This window comes from Serratia sp. GW822-FHT06D09 (genome assembly GCF_058799515.1).
Genome location: NZ_JBXALO010000011.1, coordinates 39,796 through 56,544, shown reverse-complemented (window position 1 = coordinate 56,544; position 16,749 = coordinate 39,796). Strand labels below are relative to the sequence as shown.

At 56.4% G+C, this 16,749-nt stretch carries 17 protein-coding genes; 8 read left to right on the top strand and 9 right to left on the bottom strand.

What is annotated here, in order from left to right; translation table 11 throughout:
• The first annotated feature begins 175 nt into the window (after nt 1-175).
• Genes AC1RKG_RS21435 through pstB form a run of 3 tightly spaced genes read left to right on the top strand, consistent with a single transcriptional unit; the run spans nt 176 to nt 4,828 of the window.
• Complete coding sequence (locus AC1RKG_RS21435) at nt 176-2,338, top strand: ABC transporter permease subunit (RefSeq protein WP_493183686.1); 2,163 nt, start codon at nt 176-178, stop codon at nt 2,336-2,338.
• The gene (pstA, locus tag AC1RKG_RS21430; protein ID WP_116689996.1) at nt 2,335-3,987 is read left to right on the top strand and encodes a phosphate ABC transporter permease PstA; all 1,653 of its coding nucleotides are present in this window, start codon (nt 2,335-2,337) and stop codon (nt 3,985-3,987) included. Before AC1RKG_RS21435 ends, pstA begins: the two co-directional genes overlap by 4 nt.
• Nucleotides 3,988-4,015: 28 nt before the next feature.
• A complete protein-coding gene (gene pstB, locus AC1RKG_RS21425; RefSeq protein ID WP_020828076.1) occupies nt 4,016-4,828 on the top strand; it encodes a phosphate ABC transporter ATP-binding protein PstB in 813 nt (270 codons plus the stop codon).
• Between the two features lie 80 nt (nt 4,829-4,908).
• On the opposite strand, the gene speG is transcribed toward pstB, so the two are convergent.
• The 3 genes from speG to purM form a co-directional block, all read right to left on the bottom strand.
• Nucleotides 4,909-5,463, bottom strand: coding sequence for a spermidine N1-acetyltransferase (gene speG / locus AC1RKG_RS21420; protein ID WP_020828075.1), 555 nt, complete (start codon nt 5,461-5,463; stop codon nt 4,909-4,911).
• Between the two features lie 133 nt (nt 5,464-5,596).
• The gene (gene purN, locus AC1RKG_RS21415; protein ID WP_048762761.1) at nt 5,597-6,235 is read right to left on the bottom strand and encodes a phosphoribosylglycinamide formyltransferase; all 639 of its coding nucleotides are present in this window, start codon (nt 6,233-6,235) and stop codon (nt 5,597-5,599) included.
• A complete protein-coding gene (gene purM, locus AC1RKG_RS21410) occupies nt 6,232-7,272 on the bottom strand; it encodes a phosphoribosylformylglycinamidine cyclo-ligase (RefSeq protein WP_130016639.1) in 1,041 nt (346 codons plus the stop codon). Before purM ends, purN begins: the two co-directional genes overlap by 4 nt.
• Before the next feature lie 255 nt (nt 7,273-7,527).
• Between purM and upp the strand changes: the two genes are divergently transcribed.
• Together upp and uraA are read left to right on the top strand one after the other, a co-directional pair.
• Complete coding sequence (upp, locus tag AC1RKG_RS21405) at nt 7,528-8,154, top strand: uracil phosphoribosyltransferase (RefSeq protein ID WP_020828072.1); 627 nt, start codon at nt 7,528-7,530, stop codon at nt 8,152-8,154.
• A gap of 209 nt (nt 8,155-8,363) precedes the next feature.
• Nucleotides 8,364-9,653: a uracil permease gene (gene uraA / locus AC1RKG_RS21400; protein WP_493183685.1), complete on the top strand. Its 1,290-nt coding sequence runs from the start codon at nt 8,364-8,366 to the stop codon at nt 9,651-9,653.
• A 215-nt stretch (nt 9,654-9,868) separates the two neighbouring features.
• Here uraA and AC1RKG_RS21395 read toward each other — a convergent pair whose 3' ends face one another.
• Nucleotides 9,869-10,117: a GlsB/YeaQ/YmgE family stress response membrane protein gene (locus AC1RKG_RS21395; protein ID WP_002487967.1), complete on the bottom strand. Its 249-nt coding sequence runs from the start codon at nt 10,115-10,117 to the stop codon at nt 9,869-9,871.
• A 28-nt stretch (nt 10,118-10,145) separates the two neighbouring features.
• The gene (locus AC1RKG_RS21390) at nt 10,146-10,661 is read right to left on the bottom strand and encodes a hypothetical protein (protein ID WP_020828070.1); all 516 of its coding nucleotides are present in this window, start codon (nt 10,659-10,661) and stop codon (nt 10,146-10,148) included.
• A 228-nt stretch (nt 10,662-10,889) separates the two neighbouring features.
• Here AC1RKG_RS21390 and hda point away from each other — a divergent pair, with 228 nt between their 5' ends.
• On the top strand, nt 10,890-11,591 hold the full coding sequence (gene hda / locus AC1RKG_RS21385; RefSeq protein WP_044554653.1) for a DnaA inactivator Hda: 702 nt from the start codon (nt 10,890-10,892) through the stop codon (nt 11,589-11,591).
• Nucleotides 11,592-11,607: 16 nt separating this feature from the next.
• Here the strand turns inward: hda and AC1RKG_RS21380 are convergent, their stop codons facing one another.
• The 4 genes from AC1RKG_RS21380 to bepA all read right to left on the bottom strand — a co-directional run bounded on the left by AC1RKG_RS21380 (nt 11,608) and on the right by bepA (nt 14,434).
• Nucleotides 11,608-12,147 carry a helix-turn-helix transcriptional regulator gene (locus tag AC1RKG_RS21380; RefSeq protein WP_130016637.1) on the bottom strand — a complete coding sequence of 180 codons (540 nt, stop codon included), beginning with the start codon at nt 12,145-12,147 and terminating at the stop codon, nt 11,608-11,610.
• 11 nt (nt 12,148-12,158) lie between these two features.
• Nucleotides 12,159-12,389, bottom strand: a complete 231-nt coding sequence (locus tag AC1RKG_RS21375) for a hypothetical protein (protein ID WP_130016636.1) — start codon at nt 12,387-12,389, stop codon at nt 12,159-12,161.
• 199 nt (nt 12,390-12,588) lie between these two features.
• The gene (arsC, locus tag AC1RKG_RS21370) at nt 12,589-12,942 is read right to left on the bottom strand and encodes an arsenate reductase (glutaredoxin) (protein WP_020828066.1); all 354 of its coding nucleotides are present in this window, start codon (nt 12,940-12,942) and stop codon (nt 12,589-12,591) included.
• Between the two features lie 22 nt (nt 12,943-12,964).
• Nucleotides 12,965-14,434 carry a beta-barrel assembly-enhancing protease gene (gene bepA, locus AC1RKG_RS21365; RefSeq protein ID WP_020828065.1) on the bottom strand — a complete coding sequence of 490 codons (1,470 nt, stop codon included), beginning with the start codon at nt 14,432-14,434 and terminating at the stop codon, nt 12,965-12,967.
• A gap of 383 nt (nt 14,435-14,817) precedes the next feature.
• On the opposite strand from bepA, the gene AC1RKG_RS21360 reads away from it, so the two are divergent.
• Together AC1RKG_RS21360 and AC1RKG_RS21355 are read left to right on the top strand one after the other, a co-directional pair.
• Nucleotides 14,818-15,360 carry an RrF2 family transcriptional regulator gene (locus AC1RKG_RS21360; RefSeq protein WP_048762778.1) on the top strand — a complete coding sequence of 181 codons (543 nt, stop codon included), beginning with the start codon at nt 14,818-14,820 and terminating at the stop codon, nt 15,358-15,360.
• 146 nt (nt 15,361-15,506) lie between these two features.
• Nucleotides 15,507-16,715, top strand: coding sequence for an NAD(P)/FAD-dependent oxidoreductase (locus AC1RKG_RS21355; RefSeq protein WP_493183684.1), 1,209 nt, complete (start codon nt 15,507-15,509; stop codon nt 16,713-16,715).
• Nucleotides 16,716-16,749 lie beyond the last annotated feature (34 nt).

Sequence of the window (16,749 nt, the reverse complement as noted above, 5' to 3'; positions counted from 1 at the left end):
GATGATCGGCTTAATCATCATTTTTCAGCAATATATAGGGTTAATAACGCTAATGAATAGCGTTAAATTCGATATTGGCGGCAGGCAACTTTGTCATGCAAACGTCACAAAACTGACATAAGATGCCCGGTTATTCTATGGCGCAAGCCTGCTTACATCAGCGACAGCGAGAGACATGGCACAAACTACGGTAAACCAACATCCCCGGGATCGCCTGCGCGCGCGCATCGACCGTAGCGTTCAGGCGGCGGTTACCGTCAGCGGGCTGCTGGTGTTGATGACGCTGATGCTGATCTTCGTTTACCTGCTGTTTGCGGTGCTGCCGCTGTTTAAACCGGCGGCAATGGGGCAGGCGAAACCGCTGACGATCAGTGCCTCTGCACCTGCGCTGGCGCTGGGTATGGATGTGCAGCAGCGGATAGGTTACCGCATCGATGCGCAAGGGCAGGGGCAGTTCTATCCTCTGACGCAGCAGAACGCCCATCCTCTGACGCAACAGACGCTGCTGGCCAAACCGACGCTGCTGACTCAGGCGGCTGGCGAACGCGATCTGTTTGCTTTGGCACAGGCCGACGGCCGGTTTATCGTCGCCAGTGCGGACTTCGCAGCAGCCGGGGCGTCGGCACCGCAGTGGTTGTTTCCGCTTGGGCAACGACCGCTGACGTTGGATAAACAGGGGCGAGCATTAACGCTGCTGACGTTGGCTGAAGCACGCCATGGGCAGTACCTTCTGGCCGGTGTGACCGAAGATCGTCGTTTGGTGTTTGGCCGTTTCGGCAGCGACCACCCACCGCAGCTAAGTGAGATCACGCTGGACAGTGCGGTGCAGCAGTTGGTGTTGACGCCCGACGGTCGCCAATTGTATCTGCTGGCGGGGAATCGGCTGGCGCGCTACCAAATTAACGACACGCAGCTGCAGCTAAAAGAAACGCGTACGCTTGGCGAACATTCTCCTTATCAACTGACGGCGTTGCCTGGCGGCAGCGCGTTGCTGATCGAAGCGCCTGACGGCAGCGTACGCGAATGGTTTGATGTCGAAAAAGATCGGCGCTGGCAACTGACGCCGGTGCAGCATTTCGACCACCAGTCCGAGCCGCAGGATTTGCTGGTGGCCGAACCTTATCGCCGGGTGTTCGCCACCCTGAGACCGGACGGCGGTTTCTCGCTGTTTTCCAGCATCCAGCCGCAGCCACTGTTGAACGGCAGGCTGAGCGCCGGGGTACAGCAGATGGCGTTCGCTCCACGCGGTGATGGCCTGCTGCTGGAAACGGCACAGGGCTGGCAACATTATGCGATCGACAACCCTTATCCCGACGTCACCTGGCGCTCGCTTTGGCACAAGGTGTGGTACGAGAATTACCCCGAACCGGCTTACGTCTGGCAATCCACCTCTGGCGAGGACAGCTATCAGGCCAAATTCAGCCTGATGCCGGTGATTTTTGGCACCTTCAAGGCCGCGGCCTATGCCATGCTGTTCGCCATTCCGCTGGCGCTGGCCGGGGCAGTTTATACCGCCTATTTCATGTCGGCCGGACTGCGGCGGGTGATTAAACCGGCGATTGAGGTGATGGGGGCTTTACCGACGGTGGTAATCGGGCTGGTGGCGGGCATCTGGCTGGCGCCGGTGATTGAATATTATCTGCTGGCGGTGTTGTCGCTCCCCTTGCTGTTGGCGGCGGTGGTGCTGGCATGCGGTGCGCTGATGAACCGGTTTGCCCCGCGGCGCCTGCCGCCGGGCGTCGATCTGCTGATCCTGTTGCCGCTGATTGTACTGACCGTCTGGCTGGCGTTTAGCGTGGGGCCCTGGCTGGAAGTGAAACTGTTCGGCGAGCCGCTGCATTTCTGGCTGGGCGATGATTATGACCAGCGCAATGCGCTGGTGGTTGGCGTGGCGATGGGCTTTGCGTTAGTGCCGATTATTTTCTCTTTGGCGGAAGACGCGTTGTTCAGCGTACCGGCAACCCTGAGCCAAGGGTCGCTGGCGTTGGGGGCGACCCAGTGGCAAACCGTGATACGCGTGGTGCTGCCTTCGGCCAGCGCCGGCATTTTCTCGGCGCTGATGATTGGCTTTGGCCGCGCGGTGGGGGAGACCATGATTGTGCTGATGGCGACCGGAAATACGCCGGTTATCGACGGCAGCCTGTTCCAGGGCCTGCGCGCCCTGGCGGCCAATATCGCCATAGAAATGCCGGAAGCGGTCGCTGGCAGCAGCCATTACCGGGTGCTGTTCCTGACTGCGCTGGTGCTGTTTATTTTCACCTTTGTCTTCAACACGCTGGCGGAGGCGGTCCGACAGCGGCTGCGTGAGCGCTATACCCTGAACCAGGAGGCGCCATGAAGCGCTGGGCGAAGAGCGGTTCGCCGTGGATCTGGCTGACCGCCGGGTCGGTGGCCGTCAGCCTGTTGGCGCTGATCGGCATCATGCTGCTGCTGGCCGGACAGGGGATGCGCTATTTCTGGCCGAGCCCGGTCTATCAGTTTGAGCTCAACCAGAGTGCCGCAGGGCCGGTGACGATGATCGGCGAGCTGTATCAGCAGCAAAGCATTCCGCGCCGGCAACTGCTGGAGTCCGGTATCGCACTGCCGCCGGGAAATGCGCAGAGTTTTGAGCGCTATCTGATCAAGGTGGGCAACCGCGAGAGCGAAGGACAAGACTTCCGGACGCTGCTGGCCGGTGACATTGTTCGCCAAAGCACACCGCGCGATCTGCTGGTGCTGGAACGTAATAACAACGGCACCGCTTACGGTTATCTGGCCGGTATGCTGGAGGATGGTCAGCCGCTGACCGGCCGCAATCTTAGCCAGGCGCTGCTGCAGCGTTTGCCGCAGATTGCCGCGCTTTCGCGTCAGGCCCATGATATTCAGTTTCGCGATATGGCGCGCATTAACCAGCGGTTCGATACGCTGCGTCTGCGAGAGAAAAGCTTACAGCGGGAAGATAAGCTAGACGCCCGCGCACAGGCGTCAATCAATGCCGAGCGGCTGGAACTGCAACGTCAATATCGACTGCTTTCCGACCGTCTGGAAGGTTTGAACCGCGATCGCCACCGCGATGCGCTGTTGCTGCGTGACATGCATGGCCAGACCCATACCATTGCGCTAAGCCAGGTGCGCGATGCCTGGTACCCCAACGCGATGAATACCACGCAAAAGCTGGTGCACTGGGCCGAACAGGTGAAGAAATTCCTCAGCGACAGCCCGCGAGAGGCCAATACCGAAGGCGGCGTATTCCCGGCGATTTTCGGCACGGTGCTGATGGTGATCCTGATGTCGATCGTGGTGATGCCGTTTGGCGTGATTGCCGCCGTTTACCTGCATGAATACGCAGGCAATAATCTGCTGACGCGGCTGATCCGCATTGCCGTGGTTAATCTGGCCGGCGTACCGTCGATTGTCTATGGCGTGTTTGGTCTTGGCTTCTTCGTCTATATGATTGGCGGCACGCTCGATCAGCTGTTCTACCCGGAGTCGTTGCCTAACCCGACCTTTGGCACGCCGGGCGTGCTGTGGGCGGCCTTGACGCTGGCGCTGTTGACGTTGCCGGTGGTGATTGTCGCTACCGAAGAGGGGCTGTCGCGCATTCCTGCTTCGTTGCGCCAGGGCTCGTTGGCGCTGGGCGCCAGCCGGGCGGAAACGCTGTGGCGTATTGTGTTGCCGATGGCGGCGCCGGCGATGATGACCGGCCTGATCCTGGCGGTGGCGCGCGCCGCCGGGGAGACGGCACCATTAATGCTGGTGGGGGTAGTGAAATCCGTGCCGGTGCTGCCGGTAGATGATATTTTCCCGTATCTGCATCTGGAGCGGAAGTTTATGCACCTGAGCTTCCAGATCTACGATATGGCCTTCCAGAGCCCGAGCGTGGAGGCAGCCCGGCCGCTGGTGTTCGCCACCGCCTTCCTGCTGGTGGCGATTGTCGTGGGCTTGAATCTGGCGGCGATGGGCATTCGCCATTCGCTGAGGGAGCGGTACAGAGCATGGTCGCAGTAACAACGATGTTATTCCTGGGGAGTGCCTAATGAGTTTGATGACGCCAGGCAGTTTGCCCCGGTTGGATGTCCAGCACCTTGATGATGAACATACCGCGCTGGCGGTAAACGACCTCAACCTGTTTTATGGCGAAAAACAGGTGCTGCACGATATCTCGCTGCGTATTCCCAAGCACCGGGTGACGGCGCTGATCGGCCCGTCCGGCTGCGGCAAATCCACGCTGCTGCGCTGTTTCAACCGTATGAATGATTTGGTGGACAACTGCCGGATTGAAGGCGATTTGCAACTGAACGGTCAAAGCATTGGCGGCGCGCAAATCGACGTTGCGGCGTTAAGACGGCGGGTCGGCATGGTTTTCCAACGGCCGAACCCTTTCCCGAAATCGATTTATGAAAACGTGGTTTACGGCCTGCGTCTGCAGGGCGTACGTGACCGACGGATCCTTGATGAGGCGGTGGAGCGTTCGCTGCGTGCCGCCGCGCTGTGGCACGAGGTCAAAGACCGGCTGCGCGAGAACGCGTTTCGTCTTTCCAGCGGCCAGCAGCAAAGGTTGGTGATTGCCCGGGCGATAGCCATCGAGCCGGAAGTGCTGCTGCTGGATGAGCCGACCTCGGCGCTGGATCCGATCTCCACATTGACCATTGAAGAGCTGATTTCCGCGCTGAAGCAGCAGTACAGCGTGGTGCTGGTGACGCACAACATGCAGCAGGCGGCACGCGTCTCGGATTACACGGCGTTTATTCACCAGGGCCGATTGGTGGAATACAACGACACCGACGACATCTTTACTTCACCGCGCCAGCGCCGCACCGAGGATTATATTACCGGACGCTATGGTTGATGCCGCAGCTGTCTTTTCCTGCCGTTGGGATAAGCCCGAATATCATGATAGTAAAAACCCGCTCTCGCGGGTTTTTGTTGTCACTTAACCAAAGGTTGATCGCTGGCGGCGGTTTTGAATTTCGCCATGTACTGCGGCTGGAAGATGCACATGCGCAGCACGGTACGGTATTCACCGTTAACGAAGAATTCGTCAATCAGCTCGCCTTCGACTTCAAAGCCCAATTTGCTGTAGATGTGGATTGCCTTCGGGTTTTCTTTATCGACGATTAGGTACAGCTTGTACAGGTTCAGTACCGAGAAACCGTAGTCCATCGCCAGCTTGGCGGCGATAGTGGCGTAGCCTTTGCCCTGATGCGTCGGGTCGATGATGATCTGAAATTCCGCGCGGCGGTGGATATGGTCGATCTCCACCAGTTCCACCAGCCCGACCTTGGCGCCCTGGTGTTCAATAATAAAGCGGCGTTCGCTCTGGTCGTGGATATGTTTGTCGTAGAGATCGGAAAGTTCTACGAAGGCTTCATAGGGTTCTTCAAACCAGTAGCGCATCACGCTGGCGTTGTTGTCCATCTGATGGACAAACGTCAAATCATCCCGTTCCAGTGGGCGTAGCCTGACGTTGGTAGTGCTGGACATGGGGGTTCCTCAATGTCGTTATAGATAGGGGGGCGGTTGCCACTGTGGGCAAGTATAACGTCGGCGATGGGTTGCGGCGAAAAAAAAACGGCGCCGTGAGCGGCACCGTTTAGAAGGGGTTAAGATTGGCTTTTTAGTCTGCCGCATGCCCTTGTTCGGGCAGGCGCTCGCCATCCAGCCAGGCGGCGTTATCGCGCATCGCCAGGCGGCCTTCGACAAACCAGTTCACCACCAGCGGGTAAAGGGTATGTTCCTGAGCCTGTACCCGTTCAACCACCTCGTCTTCCTCGTCACCGGGGAAGATTGGCACCTTGGCCTGCAGGATCACCGGGCCGCCGTCGAGCTGTTCGGTCACGAAGTGCACCGAAGTGCCGTGTTCGCTGTCGCCGTTGTCGATGGCCTGACGGTGAGTATGCAGCCCTGGGTATTTGGGCAGCAGGGAAGGGTGGATATTCAGCATGCGTCCGGCATAGCGCTGCACGAACTGCGGGCTGAGAATGCGCATGTAACCGGCCAGCACCACCAGATCCGGTTGGTATTGGTCGATGGCATCCGCCAGGGCGACGTCAAACGCGGCCCGGTCGGCAAAGGCCTTGGCGTCCAGTGCATGAGCGGCAATACCTGCCGCTTCTGCACGTTGCAAACCGTAAGCCTGCGCCCTGTTGCTGAACACCGCCACAATCTCGCCGGCAATTCTGCCCTGCTGGCAGGCGTCAATCAGCGCCTGGAGATTACTCCCCTGGCCGGAGACCAACACCACGATCTTTTTCATCCGTTGATGACCACTTGTTGTTCGTCAGAAGAAGCGGTCAGTTTACCGATCTTCCACGCTTTTTCACCGGCTGCGGTCAACAATGCGATGGCGGATCCCACGGCTTCTTCCGGCAGCGCGATCACCATGCCCACGCCACAGTTAAAGGTGCGGTACATTTCGTGACGGCTGACGTTGCCGTTTTGCTGCAGCCAGTTGAAGACGGCCGGCCATTGCCAGCTGGATTCTTCGATCACGGCCTGCATGCCTTCCGGCAGCACGCGCGGGATGTTTTCCCAGAAGCCGCCACCGGTCAGGTGGGCGATAGCGTGGACGTCGATTTTCTCGATCAGCTCCAGCACCGATTTCACGTAAATCTTGGTCGGCGCCAGCAGGTGGTCCGCCAGCGGTCTGCCTTCCAAAACGGTAGTGGTCGGGTCGGTGTTGCTGACTTCCAGAATTTTGCGTACCAGCGAGTAGCCGTTGGAGTGCGGGCCGGAAGCGCCCAGGGCGATCAGTGCGTCGCCGGACTGCACTTTGCTGCCGTCGATAATCTCGGACTTTTCGACCACGCCGACGCAAAAGCCGGCCACGTCGTAGTCTTCGCCGTGGTACATGCCCGGCATTTCAGCGGTTTCACCGCCCACCAGAGCACAGCCAGACTGCTTACAGCCTTCGGCGATACCGGTGATCACGCTGGCCGCGGTGTCCACGTCCAGTTTGCCGGTGGCAAAGTAATCCAGGAAGAACAGCGGCTCAGCGCCCTGAACCACCAGATCGTTCACACACATTGCAACCAGATCGATGCCGATGGTGTCGTGTCGTTTCAGGTCCATCGCCAGACGCAGCTTGGTGCCTACGCCGTCGGTACCGGAAACCAGTATCGGCTCGCGGTATTTCTGCGGCAACGCACACAGGGCGCCAAAACCGCCCAGACCACCCATCACTTCCGGGCGGCGGGTCTGTTTTACTACACCTTTGATGCGGTCTACCAATGCATTGCCAGCATCGATATCGACACCTGCGTCTTTATAGCTGAGAGAGGTTTTGTCGGTCACTGCGCGATCCCCACGACGGTTTGCGGTTTGAATACTGTGCTTCCGGCATTGATTCCGGAATAAGGCGCGGCAATTCTAACAGCGCAGGCAAACGTTTGCGAGTGGCTTGTGAACCAGCTCCGCTTTTTCGTCATCTATACTGTTATTCAAACTTTTGTTGATCCCGATCGGGCTATTGTGGGTGGCGCAGTCGGCAAAAGGAGGTATAATCCGGCGATTTTTTTGGCCGTAAACCACCTTAATAGGAGAAAAATGATGAAGATCGTTGAGGTGAAACACCCGCTGGTGAAACACAAGCTTGGCCTGATGCGTGAAAATGATATCAGCACCAAACGCTTCCGTGAGCTGGCCTCAGAAGTGGGTAGTTTGCTGACCTATGAAGCGACCGCCGATCTGGAAACAGAGAAAGTCACCATCGATGGCTGGTGCGGCCCGGTTGAAATAGACCAGATTAAAGGGAAAAAAATTACCGTTGTGCCTATTCTGCGTGCCGGTCTGGGCATGATGGAAGGGGTACTGGAAAACGTACCGAGCGCACGTATCAGCGTGGTTGGCGTTTACCGTGACGAAGAAACTCTGGAGCCGGTGCCGTATTTCCAAAAGCTGGTGTCCAACATCGAAGAGCGTTTGGCACTGGTTGTCGACCCTATGCTGGCTACCGGCGGCTCGATGATCGCCACTATCGATCTGCTGAAGAAAGCCGGCTGCAACAGCATCAAGGTGCTGGTGCTGGTTGCCGCGCCGGAAGGGATCGCCGCGCTGGAGAAAGCGCATCCGGACGTCGAGCTGTACACGGCCTCCATCGATCAATGCCTGAACGAGAAGGGCTACATCGTACCGGGCCTGGGTGATGCGGGCGACAAGATATTTGGTACCAAATAAACAAAAATAAAGCCGACTGATGAGTCGGCTTTTTAATGCTCGTCGTCTTTCAAGCTACAGCGTTGTTGTCTGCGGGCGCTAACCCCAGTCACTTATTATAAATAAGCTCCTGGGGATTAACGCCCTTGCCGCCTCGCTGTAATTTGAAATCCATTGAGCATATATCATTAGACTTACACAACTGATAACGACCCAGAGGAAAAACATCCATGACCCGTCGCGTGATAGGCGTAAGCGAACGCCCGCCGCTACTCCAGACTATTCCGCTCAGCTTCCAACACCTGTTCGCCATGTTTGGCGCGACCGTGCTGGTGCCTATTTTGTTCAAGATTAACCCGGCGACGGTGTTGCTGTTTAACGGCGTCGGAACCTTGCTGTACTTGTTTATCTGCAAGGGCAAGATCCCGGCCTATCTCGGCTCCAGCTTTGCGTTCATTTCCCCGGTGCTGCTGCTGTTGCCGTTGGGTTATGAAGTGGCGTTGGGCGGTTTTATCATGTGCGGGGTGTTGTTTTGCCTGGTCGCGTTGCTGGTTAAAAAAGCCGGTACCGGCTGGCTGGACGTCATTTTCCCTCCGGCGGCGATGGGGGCGATTGTGGCGGTCATCGGCCTGGAATTGGCCGGTGTGGCGGCGAACATGGCGGGCTTGTTGCCGGCTGACGGCGTCAGCGCAGACACCACTACCATCACTATCTCGCTGGTGACGCTGGGTGTGACCATCCTGGGTTCCGTGCTGTTCCGCGGTTTTCTGGCGATTATCCCGATCCTGATCGGTGTGCTGGTAGGGTATGCGCTGTCGTTCTTTATGGGCGTGGTGGATCTGACCCCGATCCGCGAGGCGCACTGGTTCGCGCTGCCGACGTTCTACACCCCGCGTTTTGAATGGTTCGCCATCTTCACCATCCTGCCGGCGGCGCTGGTGGTGATCGCCGAGCACGTCGGCCACTTGGTGGTGACTGCGAATATCGTCAAAAAAGACCTGCTCCGTGACCCTGGCCTGCACCGTTCAATGTTCGCTAATGGCATATCGACAGTGATTTCAGGCTTCTTCGGTTCCACACCAAACACCACCTACGGTGAGAATATCGGCGTGATGGCTATCACCAAGGTATACAGCACTTGGGTGATCGGCGGCGCGGCGGTTCTGGCCATTCTGCTGTCCTGCGTCGGTAAACTGGCGGCGGCTATCCAGGCGGTACCGGTGCCGGTGATGGGTGGGGTCTCTTTGCTGCTGTATGGGGTGATCGGCGCGTCAGGTATTCGTGTGCTGATTGAATCCAAAGTGGATTACAACAAGGCGCAAAACCTGATCCTGACCTCGGTGATCCTGATTATCGGCGTCAGCGGGGCCAAGGTGCACATCGGTGCTGCCGAATTGAAAGGCATGGCGCTGGCGACCATCGTCGGCATCGGCCTCAGCCTGCTGTTTAAGGTCATCAGCCTGTACAGCAAGGAAGAGGAAGTGACTGAAGCGCCGGACGAGTCGGCCGAACAGAAGTAGTAAGGAAACCGGGCAGCCAATGGGCTGCCCGTCAGATTATTGACAAAGGGGATAAAAGCGTGGTTTTTCCCCCTTTGTGTTATCAGCCGAAAATCAATAAATTGATTTTCCTGATTTATTTTCAAAACCTTTAGCGCCAGCCGCCAAACATTATATGTTTGTCAGCCGTCTCACGGGCAGCCAATGGGCTGCCCGTTTTGTTGATGCGCAATAAATTAACTGCGGATTTTACGGTATACAAACAGCACCACGATGGCACCAATCACCGCCACCACGAAGCTGCCGAAGTTGAAACCGTCAACTCTGCCGTAGCCAAAGAAGGTACTGATATAGCCCCCAACCACGGCACCGACGATCCCCAGGACAACGGTCAGAATAAAACCGCCGCCGTCTTTGCCTGGCATAATCCACTTGGCTAAAATACCGGCGATCAGACCGAAGATAATCCAGGAAATAATCCCCATTTACTGCTCCTTTCTTTATTGCTAAGTATTATTGTTGTGCGGCCGGCGGGGTATTTTCTTTCCCTGCTGCGTCGGCATCACTTTTTAATTCTTCCGCTTTATTTTCTGCGCTGTTTTTAATCGCTTCGGTTTTCGCTTTGGCTTGCTCGGTCAAATCATTGGCACCATTAATGGCATCGTTCTTAATGGTTTTAGCCTGATCGACCAACTGCTGGCTTTGCTTGCTGGCATCTTCTTTGATGGCGTCAGCCTTGGCTTTCGCATCATTGGTGATGGCATCAGCCTGCTTGGCGGCATCGTCTTTGATTGCCGAAGCCTTGTCTTTCAATTGGTCGGCCTGAGTGGTGGCCTCTTTCTTGATGTCCTTGGCCACTGCGGCGGCTTTATCGGTCAGATCGTCCGCTTTTTTCTGTGCGGCATCTTTCATCTGCTCAGCGCTGTCTTTGGCTTTTTCAAGATTGGCGTCGACTTTGGATGAGTCATCACAGCCGGCAAGCAATAGCCCAATGATTGAGGCCAAAAGCACTTTATTCCATACTTTCATTGTCTATATCCTTGTAGAAACCTTGTTTAAGGAGATTGCGTTTCGCCCCTCTATACTAGGATAACTCTTGGATAAAATACAAATTTCACCGGTCAAAGTCGTTGGCAATTTAATCTTGCTGCTGAGCGTTGTTCACTATTACGCCATAAAATCCTGCCGGTTCAACAGAGCCCGTTTTCTGTGGTAGACTTACCGCGTTTTCCTGCCAGTTTTGGTTGAGGTGCTTTTCTGAATACGCCGGCACAGCTTTCACTGCCACTTTATCTTCCCGATGATGAGACTTTCGCCAGTTTTTATCCGGGGGAGAACCCATCCCTATTGAGCGCGATCCAGTCCGCCGTTCGTCAGGAACATGGCAGCTATATCTATTTCTGGTCACGCGAGGGCGGTGGGCGCAGTCACCTGTTGCATGCGGCCTGTGCGGAGCTTTCGCAGCGCGGTGAAGCCGTGGGCTATGTGCCGCTGGATAAGCGAGCCTATTTCGTGCCGGAAGTATTGGATGGGATGGAGCAGCTGGCGCTGGTGTGCATCGACAATATCGAATGTATTGCCGGTGACGAAGAGTGGGAAATGGCGATCTTTAATCTCTACAACCGCATTCTGGAAACCGGCCGCACGCGCCTGTTCATTACCGGCGATCGTCCGCCACGCCAATTGAATCTGAACCTGCCGGACCTGGCTTCGCGCCTGGACTGGGGGCAAATCTACAAGTTACAGCCGCTGTCGGATGAAGAAAAACTGCTGGCCCTGCAACTGCGCGGCAAATTGCGCGGCTTTGAGCTGCCGGAAGACGTCGGTCGTTTCCTGCTGAAGCGGCTGGATCGCGAAATGCGCACCTTGTTTATGACCCTGGATCAACTCGATCACGCCTCGATCACCGCCCAACGCAAGCTGACCATCCCGTTTGTGAAAGAGATCCTCGGGTTATAATTCTGGCTCGCCAGGCTCAATTCTCGCCGTGCTCCAGCAGGGTTACGTAGCTATCGATCTGGCCGCGTTGATTGCTGGCCCGGAGCTGCAACGCCAAATTGATATTTTCCAGATACTGCGCATTCTCGGCCAGTGCCTGGCCAATTTTCCCCTTGCTTGCCAACCAGTCTGCAACGCTATGCCAACGCCACAAAGGGGATGACCCCTTAAGCCTTTGAATGGGAGAAGGGAAGTCTCCAGAGCCGCGAGTACCGTCCTTTAGCATCGCGATAGCTTGCCGAGACATGCCGGCGAGTGCTGCGATATCACTTAATCCTACCAGATGAGAATCGACTGCCATTACCTGCGCGCCCAGACCGGCGGATTCGATATTTTTGATGGCCCCAAGAATGGCGTTGGCGAAGCTATCGCTTTCTCTATCGAACTCCACGTAAACCGCTTTGCCATAGAAACAAATCAACCCATCATCGCAACCACTGGCGTAGAGAGCATCTTCCAAACCCGGAGTTTGCGACGTCACACCGGAGAGTGTTAACGAGAAATTATAGAGCGCCATAATGACCTCCTTTATCCTTTCTGGGAAAGAGCCAGACATTCATCGACTTTACGGCGAATCTGTTTGGCATGTTGTTCTGGGTTCCTCGGTGTAGACCAGATACTCATCATATGCTCCCTGTGCTGAGGAAGAGCGCACTGGAGGCGGCCGAACGCATGTCCATTGCTGGCGCGAAATAACCAACCCTGCGAAATGGCATAGGCTAACGCAGCCTGAATATGTTTATTAGGATGGTTTTTCATCACCTGCCTGCCGTCTTTATTGAGAATATTTTAGCTGTTGACGTATGTCAACGCTGGCTGTGCGTTAATACAACACACCGGGAGGATAATATCAGTCAGGACTCAGGGGGGTGATGAAAAGTATTTATATAACAATCAATTAAAAATAGCCCAGGTAAGGGCTATTATCATAATGTTGCTCAATAGAGTGCCGAGAGACTCACAAAATCTCCAGCACCTGTTCCGGTGGCCGGCCGATGCGTGCCTGGGTGCCTTTGACCACGATGGGACGCTCAATCAGCTTTGGATTGTCTACCATCGCCTGCAACAGTTGGGCTTCGCTCAGGCTTTCATCCGCCAGCTTCAATGCCTTGTACAGATCTTCTTTTTTGCGCATTAACTCGCGTGCGGAACTGAAACCCAGTTCTTTCAGCAGTTTCTTCAGTTGGTCTACCGACGGCGGCGTTTCCAGATACAGCACCACGTCGGGCGTCACGCCATGCTGTTCCAACAGCGCCAGGGTTTCACGGCTCTTGGAGCAGCGTGGGTTGTGGTAAATAGTGACGTTTTTCATTTAACTTCATCCTTTATGAAAATCAGCTGCGCTGGTACTGGCGGAAACGCTGTTGCAACTGGCGCAGTTGGTCGATGCGCGCATCATAACGCGCCTGTTTCAGGCTGCCGAGTTTTTGCAGTGAACTGGCATTGCTGAGCAAGCCAATAGCCTGATCGAGACGGCCGGTCAGGGCCAGGCTTTCGGCACGGGCGGAAAGCTCTTCATCGCGCAGCCCCTGTGCGGCGCTGGCCTGTGCCAGCAGATCCCAGGCGTTGGGATCGTCCGGATGGGCGAAGGTGTAACGGTTGAGAATTTTTGACGCCTGCGCCGGTTGGTTACCTTCCACGTAGGCGTTGGCCAGGTTGAGCTGCAGCACCGGGTTGTTGCTTTGAGCGGCATTGGCGGCCTGCAGACGGGCAATCGCCTGCGGCGCACGTTTCTGACCGAGGTCGATATCGGTCATCAGATCGATCAGCCAGACGTTTTTCGGATCTTGCGTCAGCAGTGGCTGAATGATGTTACGGGCATCGTCATACTTTTTGGCCTCGTAGAACAAAATGGCGCGGCCATATTTGGCTGCCGTCTGCTCGCGTACGTTACCTTTGCTGTAAGTATCGAGCAGCTCTTCACGCAGGCCGTACCCCTCTGAGCTGTACATACCAAGCGAACGCACCTTGGCCATCAGATAATCCTGCGTCGATTGCACCAGGTGCTTGGGCATCTGGTTGGCGCGGTTGCGCGCATCGGACAGGCGGCTGTCGGGCAGGGGGTGGGTCAGCAGCATTTCCGGCGGTTTGGAGGCGTAGCGTGACTGATCGGACAGTTTTTGCAAAAAGTCGGGCATGGCTTCAGGATCGAACCCGGCGCGTTGCAGCACCTGAATGCCAATACGATCGGCTTCCTGTTCGTTCGATTGGGTAAAGCTGATCATGCCTTGCTGGGTGCCGGCCAGAGTGCCGCTCAACGCCGCCATCCCCATGGTCGGGTTGGCCATCGCCAGCAGGATGGAGCCAAGGGCGCCTACCCAGGTCAGCGGGGCGTTGCGTTGCTGGTCTTCCATCGCACGCGCCAGGTGGCGTTGAGTCACGTGCGAGATTTCGTGCGCCAGTACCGAGGCGAGTTGGCTTTCGTTGTCGGTTTCGCGGAACAGGGCTGAGTGCAACACCACGTTACCGCCAAAGAAGGCGAAGGCGTTGATCTCGTCGTTGCGCACCAGATAAAAATGAAACGGCGTGCGTACCGAATAGGCGCTCGCCACCAACCGGTTACCCAATTGGTTAATATATTGTGTGAGTAGGGGATCGTTGATCAGGGGCGCGCTGGCGCGAAGCTGACGCACGTAAAAATCACCCATCGCCATTTCCTGGCCAATACTCAGGGTGCCACCCGCAGAGGTGCCCATATCCGGCAGTTGATCCTGGGTTTCCGCCTGCACCGGCGCCAGCGCCGTGGCGTTGAGTGTGCCGAGCAACAGTACTGCAATCGCTGTTTTGGTCAACCGGGTGGTCATAGTCAGGCCTTTCCCTTAAATAGTCATCTCTAAGACGTCAGCATCACACAAGAGTTCTTCTTCCTTGCCGGACTCGCCAAAACAATCAGTGCGAAAGCGTGTTGGCTCACAAAAATGCACGCGTTGCGGCGCCCTGTCGGCAGATAACATCATAGTCAGCCGAAGACGACAAGGAAACTTCTGTTCGGCAATAATCAGACAGAATTGTTTGATTTTTCATTTCTGAATCTTCCCTTGATGATCAACGTCCTTGGGCCTCGTCGATGCCGCTTTTTCGCCACCCATAAAACAAAGACAAAGTTTGTCCGTGTTTTAATTGACAGAATAAACGTGGACTAATATAGTCTGCGTTATTGAATTCAAGAGTGCAGCGCAAACCCAATATGGCTTACATCACTACCAGCGTTGAATACGGCATCCACTGCTTGCTTTGGTTGGTCGGCGAGGATCAACGCGCGTTAAGCAGTCGCGATCTCGCGGAACTGCAGGGAATTTCACCCAGTTTCCTGGCCAAGATTTTCCCCAAGCTGGAGAAGGCGGGGATCGTCGCCGCCAGCGAAGGCGTGCGCGGTGGGTATCGGTTGGCCCGTCCGGCAGAGGAGATCACTTTCCTGGAGATTATCGATGCCATTGAAGGACACAAACCGTTGTTCGATTGTCAGGAAGTCCGCGGTCGCTGCGCGGTATTCGATGATAGCCCGCCTGACTGGGCCATATCAGGCAAGTGTGCGATCCATGCGGTGATGCTGCAGGCCGAAAAGGCCATGCGCGATGCGCTGGCGCTACAAACACTGGGCACTGTCGCTTCTCGTTTTGGGCGCAAGGCGCCGGAAGGGTTCTTTGGCGAGGTCAATATCTGGCTTGATGAACGCCTGAGCGAGCGTACGACTCGCAGCGGCAAGCCCCCTCGCGCCAAACCGCAATAACGCCCCCGCCATTTTTCTGATGCTTTTTACCCGCCTGTGTGCCACAGGCGGTCACCCTTCTGCACCCTTTTTCAGGGGGGCAGCGGTAAAACTCGCCTGAAAAATACGTCAGGCGCTCGACAACAGGTATTTGAAGGAGTCATTCCATGACGCAGAAAATAGTGATCGCCGGTTCTGGTTTTGCCGGGTTTTGGGCCGCTGTCTCCGCCATGCGAGCCGTAGCGCTTGCCGGTAAGGAACAGAGCGTTGAGGTGACGATGGTTTCGCCGACCCCGAACGTCACCATCCGCCCTAGATTGTACGAAGCCGTACTGGAAAATATGAGCCCGGACATTTCGGCACAGCTCGCTGCGATTGGCGTTCGTCATTTGGCCGGTCTGGTTGAGCAGATAGATGGCGAAAACAAGACGCTGGTGGTGGAGAGCGCCGAAGGGAAAAAACTTCAGTTGGCGTATGACCGGCTGGTACTGGCAACCGGCAGCAAACTGTTCGTGCCTGCGGTCGCCGGTTTTGCCGAGCATGGTTTTAATGTTGATACGCTGCAAAGCGCGCAACGGCTGGATGCCCATTTAAAAGCGTTGGCGACTCAACCTGAGACCCCGGCACGCAATACCGTGGTGGTGGTCGGTGGTGGGCTTACCGGGCTGGAAAGTGCTGCTGAAATGCCGATGCGCTTACGTGCCATTTTGGGCAACCAAGCCGATATTCGCGTGGTGATTGTCGATACGGCGGCCGAAGTTGGCGTCGGCATGGGGGCTGAACCTGCCGTGGTGATCCGCCAGGCGCTGGAAGAATGTGGCGTTGAGTCTCGAGCCGGGGTTCGCGTTACGGCTATTGACGCAGGCAGTGTGACCTTGTCGAGCGGTGAGCGCATCGCCACCGATACGGTGATTCTGGCCGCCGGGGTACGGGCGCATCCATTAGTTGAGCAAATCCCGGGTGAGCGCGACAGTGCCGGACGTATTGTCGGTGATGCCTTCCTGCACGCGCCTGCGGCGGACGGCGTGTTTGTTAGCGGGGACACGGTCAAGGCAGCGACCGACGAGCTGGGCAATCACAACCTGATGACCTGCCAGCATGCGATGAGTCTGGGCCGTGTAGCGGGCCACAATGCCGCAGCGGAACTGGTAGGTTTGCCGCTGCACCCTTACAGCCAGCCAAAGTATGTGACCTGCCTTGATCTTGGAGCCTGGGGGGCGCTCTACACCGAAGGTTGGGATCGTCAGGTGCGCTTTACGCGTGAAGAGGGCAAAAAGATCAAACAGGAAATCAATACGCAGTGGATTTATCCACCGGCAGCGGATCGGCAGGCGTTGTTCGCCGTTGCCAATCCCGACTACGTGATTGTGCCCTGAATACCCTATGGGAGCGGAGACGCTCCCATTTTTT